Here is a 7,122-nt window from a genome sequence, read left to right on the forward strand (position 1 = left end):
CGCCACAATGTCCAAGCAGATCCAGGTCTCGGGCCTCGACGCGTACTACGGGTCGCACAAGGCGATCGAGGACGTGTCGATGACCATCGAGCCGCGCTCGATCACCGCGTTCATCGGCCCGTCCGGATGCGGCAAGTCGACGTTCCTGCGCACGCTCAACCGCATGCACGAGGTGATCCCCGGCGCCCGCGTCGAGGGCAAGGTCATGCTCGACGGCGAGGACCTGTACGCCCCCACCGTCGAACCCGTCTCGGTCCGGCGCATGGTCGGCATGGTCTTCCAGCGCCCCAACCCGTTCCCCACGATGTCGATCTACGAGAACGTGGCCGCCGGACTCCGCCTCAACGGCCGGGTCGGCAAGTCCACCCTCGACGGCATCGTGGAGGAGTCGCTGAAGGGCGCCAACCTCTGGAACGAGGTCAAGGACCGGCTGAACAAGCCCGGCGCCGGCCTGTCCGGCGGTCAGCAGCAGCGTCTGTGCATCGCCCGCGCGATCGCGGTCAAGCCGCAGGTCCTGCTCATGGACGAGCCGTGCTCGGCGCTCGACCCGATCTCGACGCTGGCCATCGAGGACCTGATGGCCCAGCTCAAGGAAGAGTTCACGATCGTGATCGTGACCCACAACATGCAGCAGGCCGCCCGGGTCAGCGACCGGACCGCGTTCTTCAACCTGGCCGCCCAGGGCAAGCCCGGCAAGGTCATCGAGATGGACGAGACCTCCCGCATGTTCACCAACCCTTCGGAGAAGGCGACAGAGGACTACATCACGGGACGCTTCGGCTGATGACCCCACAGCAGGCGGCATCCACGATGAACGGGGACACGCGGACCAAGCCCGTACTGCTCATCGCCGACCCCGACGACGCCGTGGTCGACGACCTGGTCACGGCGCTGGAACGCGAGGGCGTGGCCGTCACCGGCGCGCCGGACGGCGCCCAAGGGCTGCTCCAGGCGGGAGCGCTGCAGCCGGACGTGGTGCTCGTGTCGGCCACGCTCCCGGTCATCGACGCGGTCGACTTCGTCCGCGCGGTACGGCTCGCGCGAGCCGTGCCCGTCCTGCTCGGCGTCGGCGAGGGGAACGCCGAGCAGGCCGTACGTGCGCTCGCGGCGGGGGCGGCGGCCTGCGTGGCCCGGCCGTACCGGGTGCCGGAACTGCTGCCGTTCATCCAGGCGTCCTCCCCCGAGTCCCGCAAGGTCCTGGCCGTCGGCGGCGTCGAACTGGACGTCCAGGCCTACCAGGTACGCGTCGAGGGCCGCGCCGTGCACCTCCCGCTGCGCGAGTTCGAGCTGCTGCAGTACCTGATGCGCAACGCCGACCGCACGGTCACCCGCGAGCAGATCATGCGGCACGTGTGGCACGCCGCCGCGACCACGTCGACGAACACGATCGCGGTGCACGTCAAACGGCTGCGCGCGCGCCTCGGCGACAACGACGACCAGCTCATCCAGACCGTGCGCGGCGTCGGCTACCGGCTGGTCACGCCGGGCACCTCCGGAAGTCCCGCATGATCCGCGCGGCGACGCCCTCGACGGTCGCGATGCCGTCCCCCACCTCGGCGCTGCCCTCGGTGAGGACGGCGACCGCGTAGTCGTGGCCGCGGCCCCGGATCAGCCCCACGCTGACCGTGGCCCAGCGCCCGTTGGAGACGCGCTTCAACCAGCCGTTCTTCAGACGCACGCGCTCGCCCGCGCAGGCCGCGGCGGAGACACCCCAGTCCTGGCCGCGGACGACCGCGCCCATCAGTTTGAGCACCTGCGCGCGCTCCTTCGCCTTCAGCGGGCTCTTCCCGGACACCAGCGCCTTCATCAGGCGGACCTGATCGTCCACCGACGTCTCGGTGATGCCCCAGCAGTAGAGGTCGACGCAGTCCCCCGGGACGCCCCTGGTGTGCCTGAGCCCGAACCTCCTGCCGGCCTCGGTGAAGCCCGCCGCGCCGCCGATCCGCAACCACAGGCGGTCGGCCGCGTGGTTGTCGCTGTAGCGGATCATGAGCTCGGCGTCGCGCCTGACGGGCTCGGGCAGCCTGCGCCACGGTCTCCCGAGCAGCAGCGCCATCAGGATCTGGACCTTGGCCGTGCTGGCGGTGATCAGCCGTTCGCCTGGGTGGTAGCGGTAGACGCGGCCGGTCGTCAGATCCTTGACCATGGCCGTGACCGGGCCCGGCCGGCCCGCCAGGAAGCGGTCGAGCCGCTCGGTGATCTTCTTGGCCGGGACGGGCTTCACGACCTTCTTCTTGGCCTGGACGCTTTTCACGGCCTTCGGCTTCTTGGCCGGGACCGTCACGGCGATCGCCGGGTGGCCGAGGTGGTGCGGCATGCGTACCGGCCCGGGCACGGCGCGCACGGTCACCGGCTCCGGGGCGCTGACCTGCCCTGGCATCGCCACGTGTGCGCCCACCGTCCCCGGCGCCGCGTGCGTCGGCAGCGCCGTCCCCGCGGCTGTGCCTGGGGCGAGTAGCGGCGGCAGGAGGGCGAGCGCGATGGCCAGCCGTGGAAGTGTCCTCACGCTGCCCGCGATCATGCGGTGAATTATCACGAAAAATGGCAACACCGCGCTACGAGTCGCCGGAAAACATCTTCACCTACTCACCACTCCACAAAGAACCCGACCACCCCGAAGACGCCCGATGTGGCCACTGGTACGATTCCCCTCTTTCGGGGTTTGTCAGCACTCTCGGGGCAAAAGTGACAACGGGGCCGAGTTTTCCGCAGTATCAGGGGCAACAGCAGCAGCAACAGTGGCCGGCCATGCAGCCGCCGCCACCATCTCCATCCAATCCTCCTTCGCCGCCCAGGCGCCGGACCGGCTTCTGGGTCACCATGGGCATCGTCTCGCTCGTGGTGGCGATCGCCGTGGGCGCCGGCGTCGGCTTCGTCCTGCGCGGCCGCATCAACGGCGACCAGGACCCGTTACGCCGCCAGGAGGCGTCGGGCAAGAGCGACCCGAACGCCGTGATCGTCACCGACCAGGAGATCGAGAAGCTGGTCTACGAGCACGGCAAGGCGCTGAGCAGCGGGAACGCCGACGCGTTCACCTCGATCTTCGACAAGGGCAACGCGGCGCTCGTCCGCGACCAGCGCAAGGTGTTCACGAACCTGCGCAAGGTGCCGCTCAGCGAGGCGTCGTACAAGGTGATGCGGCGCGAGGGCCGCGCCGAGGACAGCTTCGGGCGGGCCCTGAAGTTCACCCAGGACGTCGCGTTCGTCCACCGGTTCGCCGGCATCGACCTGCGGCCGGTCTCGGAGTGGTACCGCTGGACGCTGGAGAAGGCGTCCAAGGACGCGCCACTGGTCGTCACCAAGGTGGACGGCGCGCCGCCACCCATGGTGAGCGAGGGCAGCAAGTCCGTGTACTACCCGGGCCCGTGGGACATCTGGCCCGACATCACCGTGGTCCGCGCGGGCGCCAGCATCGTCCTGTCCCGTCCGCAGGACGCGGCCATGGCCAGGCGCGTCGCCCCGGTGGTAGCCAACGCGGCGAAGAAGAACCTGGACTTCTGGAAACGCAACGGCGACGCCACCGCGCCCGTGCCGGCCGGGTTCGCGGTCGCGCTGGTCGAGGGGCAGAACCAGCTCGGCAACCTGTTCCGCAAGGAGAAGGCGCACGAAGCGGGCGTGTCCATCCCCATGCTCGCCTGGGCCTCCCTGGGTGACGACGTCAAGGTCGGCGGCACCCGGGTGGTCATGGACACCACGACGTCCTTCTTCCGGTCGTCCGAGGGCATCCTGGAGATCAGCACGCACGAGCTGGCCCACTCCCTGCTGGCCGGGCTGGACAGCGCCGACTTCTCCCTGTTCGGCAAGCCCAACTGGGTCATCGAGGGCTTCGCCGAGTACTCCGCCAACCGCGGCCACCCCATCAACCAGAACATCCGCTTCCAGGAAGGCCGCGCCTATCTGGCCGGCAGCCTCAGCACCCGCTTCTCTGGCCGGCTCCCCGACAACCCGTCGTGGGACGCCAACGGCATGACGAACGTGCACTACCTGATGGGACACCTGGCCATGCGCTACATCGCCCAGCGGTACGGCGAGCAGAAGCTGACCAGCGCGGTGATCGCGGCCTACCGTGCCAAGGGCGACGACAGCGAGGCGGCACTGTTCAAGGTGCTGGGCGTGAGCAAGGCGGACTTCGAACGGCAGTGGGCGTCGTACGTCCGCGGGCAGCTGGCCTGAACGGGGAGCAACCATGACCGACCACTCCAACACCCCACCCGGCCCGTACGGCTCCCCACCCCCCAACCCGTACGGCCAGCCGGCTCCCAACGCAGGCGCCTACCCTCCGCCCGCGCAGCCGTGGCCGCAGAGCCCGGCCGCGTACCCCCCGCAGGGCACGGGCCCGGCCGCCTACCCACCCGCGGGCTACCCCCAACCGCCCGCCAATTCCTACGCCCCTTCTCCTGGCGCGTATGCCCCGCCAACGGGCAACCCAGCCGCATACCCACCGCCATCAGGCAATCAACCCCCATACCCACCCCCCACGGGCAACCAGCCCACATACCCGCCGCCCCCTCCCTCGCCCTACGGCCAACCCCCGCAGCCCCCCGCACCCGGCGGCGGCACACCGTACGGCGGCCAGCCCGCACCCCTGCAGCAGAGCCCCCGACCCAAGTGGAAGACCGCCCTGCTGGCCACCGGCGCGGCCGTGGTCCTCCTCTCCGTCAGCACGGGCACCGCCTGGTTCGTCGCCACCACCGGAACGACCGGCGGCGGCATCGCCGCATTCGGCGACGGGGGCGGCGACGGGGCAGAATGGGACGTCCCCCTCCCCAACGCCGGAAGCTGGGACTTCACCACCGCCCTGGCCTTCGGCAGCTGGCTGACCGACAAGGTCGTCATCCGCGCCCAGAAGGACGGCGTCCTCGCCTACGACCTGGCGTCCGGAAAACGTTCCTGGGGCATCCCCTCGCCGGGCGCCCAGCTCTGCGGCGCCACCCCGGACCTGTCCGGCGGCAAGGCCGCCATCGCGTACGGCAGCAGCAACTCGTGCGACCACCTGGCCGGCATCGACGCCACCACGGGCAAGCTCACCTGGAAGATCAAGATCCCGGCCGAGAAGTCCACCCTCGCCAACTCCATCAACGTCCCCCGCATCATGAGCGCCGACGGCGTGGCCGTCACCGAGCTGGACGACGCGGTGGTCGCCTACCGCCTCTCCGACGGCCACAAACTGTGGAGCGCCGCCGCGTCGCCCGACGACGGCTGCCACATCAAGGACATCAACACCGCCCCCACCCGGGTCGCCGTCATCCTTGACTGCACCTTCAGAGGCGGCACCCGTCTCCAGTACCTGGACCCCAAGACCGGCAAGATCACCAAGCAGGCCACGCTGGGCCAGCTCAGCCTCATGAGCAGCCTTCTGTCAGCCTCTCCCGCCATCATCCGCAGCGAGTCCGGCGGCCAGAACAACTTCACGGTCTACTCCGACGCCGCCACCAAGGTGACCGAGTTCAAGACCCCCGAGGTGGACATGCTCGCCATGAACACCGTGGCCATGGTCAACGGCCTGTTCGAACAACACCGCTACACCATCCACGGCGACCGCCTCTACCTGGCCACGTTCCCGGAGAACGTCCCGCAGAGCATGCGCTCCCGCAACAAGGCCCTCGCCTACGACCTGAAGACCGGCAAGCAGCTGTGGGTATCGTCCGGCACCCAGGACACGATCCTCACCTACATCCGCGCCGACGACCAAGGCCTGCTGGCCGTCGAAACCGGCGACCGCCGCGACCTGGCCCCCCGCCTCATCCGCCTGGACGCCGCCACCGGCAAAGCCACCGAACTGGCCACCCTCCCCCAGAAGTACGGCACCGAGGCCGAAAAGGCCCGCGTCTTCGAACGCAACGGCGTAGTGATCACCGTCCCCTGGACCTCCGTAGCCACCAGATACGCCGTCACCTACGTCAACACCAAATCCAACTGACCCTCAACACCAGAAGGGCCCCACGCATCCAACGTGAGGCCCTTCTCCCATCTCCACCCACCTTCCACAAGCCCCGCCCCTCCACGTAACCCCCTAGCCCTGCACCCCAAGCCCCCATCCACATCCACATCCCCGCAACCCCGGCGCCAGCCCTCACCTCATCCGCCACCACTCGACCACCACCACCGGGCCCGGACCAGCCCTTACCGTTACCCTCACCCGACACGGGTCTCTCCTCAGGACAGGCTCTTTTCAGAGCCCCGGTTCATGACGTCCCGGTTACGTCCTCGGATCGTTACCCACCACCAGAGCCACCCAGCGCCATGCCATTAATCGGCGGCGCATCGAAGCCAGCCTGCGGGCACTGCGCTTGGCCAGCTGAGATATCCCGAGAGCCAGAGAAGCCTGGGGTGCAGTGACATTCCGGGGATGCCTGGCGAATGCCGCGGATACACCACGTGCCAGAAGGCCTGACGCACCCCACCCGCCTCCAATGCCTCTGCCTGGCCCCATCGGCCCTACATAGGATGAGGGGACCGGCCTGGAAACGCGAAGATGTGCCACGTATCCGGGCTGATGACACCTGAAGCCTGTCTGCGGTCGCGACGTTAACGCCACCTTGCGCAAGCCTGCTGAGAGTCGACCTTCAGCAGTGGCGTAGGGCCGGCCAAGGACGGAGCTGGAGGAACATCGGCCCAGGGGCGGGATACGAACCTTTGGGCCTCCGGCGAGGCGGGGCCGGAGACGCCCCCTCAATCTCCTTCCAAATGCGGCGGGACACGAACCCTAAGTCTTCGAAACAGGACGGCTTGGACTGACCAGAGGCCGGAACCGACTGGGATCGCCGGAAGCGGTACCTGCGCCCTGCAATAGCGCATCTCCAACCGGAGCACCGGCCCACCGACCCACGGGTCCAGGGGGCCAAGGGTCCACTGGCCCGCCACGAGCCGGCCTCCTGAACCGGCACCGCCCACCCAGCAGCGCCCCGCCACCACACCACACCCGGAATGGAAGAAATACCCCCGGAAATGCAGAAAGGGCCCCGACCGAAGTCGGACCCCTTTCCGAACGCGAAGAAGCCCCACACAAACCGTGCGGGGCCTCTTCGAAAGATTGTCCGGCGGTGACCTACTCTCCCACACCCTCCCGAGTGCAGTACCATCGGCGCAGAGAAGCTTAACTTCCGGGTTCGGAATGTAACC

The 7,122-nt window shown here is 68.8% G+C and carries 5 protein-coding genes and 1 rRNA gene; 4 read left to right on the forward strand and 2 right to left on the reverse strand.

Features of this window, described 5'->3' with window-relative positions:
- The first annotated feature begins 7 nt into the window (after window positions 1–7).
- Together pstB and AB0J46_RS14230 are read left to right on the forward strand one after the other, a co-directional pair.
- Window positions 8–784, forward strand: coding sequence for a phosphate ABC transporter ATP-binding protein PstB (gene pstB / locus AB0J46_RS14225; protein WP_352322866.1), 777 nt, complete (start codon window positions 8–10; stop codon window positions 782–784).
- Window positions 784–1,509: a response regulator transcription factor gene (locus AB0J46_RS14230; protein ID WP_364330925.1), complete on the forward strand. Its 726-nt coding sequence runs from the start codon at window positions 784–786 to the stop codon at window positions 1,507–1,509. Before pstB ends, AB0J46_RS14230 begins: the two co-directional genes overlap by 1 nt.
- Here AB0J46_RS14230 and AB0J46_RS14235 read toward each other — a convergent pair.
- Window positions 1,478–2,506, reverse strand: a complete 1,029-nt coding sequence (locus AB0J46_RS14235; protein ID WP_364330928.1) for a serine hydrolase — start codon at window positions 2,504–2,506, stop codon at window positions 1,478–1,480. The two genes, AB0J46_RS14230 and AB0J46_RS14235, sit on opposite strands and share 32 nt — an antisense overlap.
- 314 nt (window positions 2,507–2,820) lie before the next feature.
- Between AB0J46_RS14235 and AB0J46_RS14240 the strand changes: the two genes are divergently transcribed.
- Together AB0J46_RS14240 and AB0J46_RS14245 are read left to right on the forward strand one after the other, a co-directional pair.
- A complete protein-coding gene (locus tag AB0J46_RS14240) occupies window positions 2,821–4,173 on the forward strand; it encodes a hypothetical protein (protein WP_364330931.1) in 1,353 nt (450 codons plus the stop codon).
- Window positions 4,174–4,642: 469 nt separating this feature from the next.
- Window positions 4,643–5,920: a PQQ-binding-like beta-propeller repeat protein gene (locus AB0J46_RS14245; protein ID WP_364330934.1), complete on the forward strand. Its 1,278-nt coding sequence runs from the start codon at window positions 4,643–4,645 to the stop codon at window positions 5,918–5,920.
- 1,115 nt (window positions 5,921–7,035) lie between these two features.
- Here the strand turns inward: AB0J46_RS14245 and rrf are convergent.
- Window positions 7,036–7,122 (reverse strand): 5S ribosomal RNA (gene rrf / locus AB0J46_RS14250); the annotation flags it as partial.

It is taken from the genome of Nonomuraea sp. NPDC049758, assembly GCF_040674635.1.
GTDB lineage: Bacteria > Actinomycetota > Actinomycetes > Streptosporangiales > Streptosporangiaceae > Nonomuraea.

Coding starts and splice junctions, on each gene's coding strand:
- AB0J46_RS14230 (WP_364330925.1), top strand. CDS start 784: ATGACCCCACAGCAGGCGGCATCCACGATGAACGGGGACACGCGGACC.
- pstB (WP_352322866.1), top strand. CDS start 8: ATGTCCAAGCAGATCCAGGTCTCGGGCCTCGACGCGTACTACGGGTCG.
- AB0J46_RS14240 (WP_364330931.1), top strand. CDS start 2,821: ATGGGCATCGTCTCGCTCGTGGTGGCGATCGCCGTGGGCGCCGGCGTC.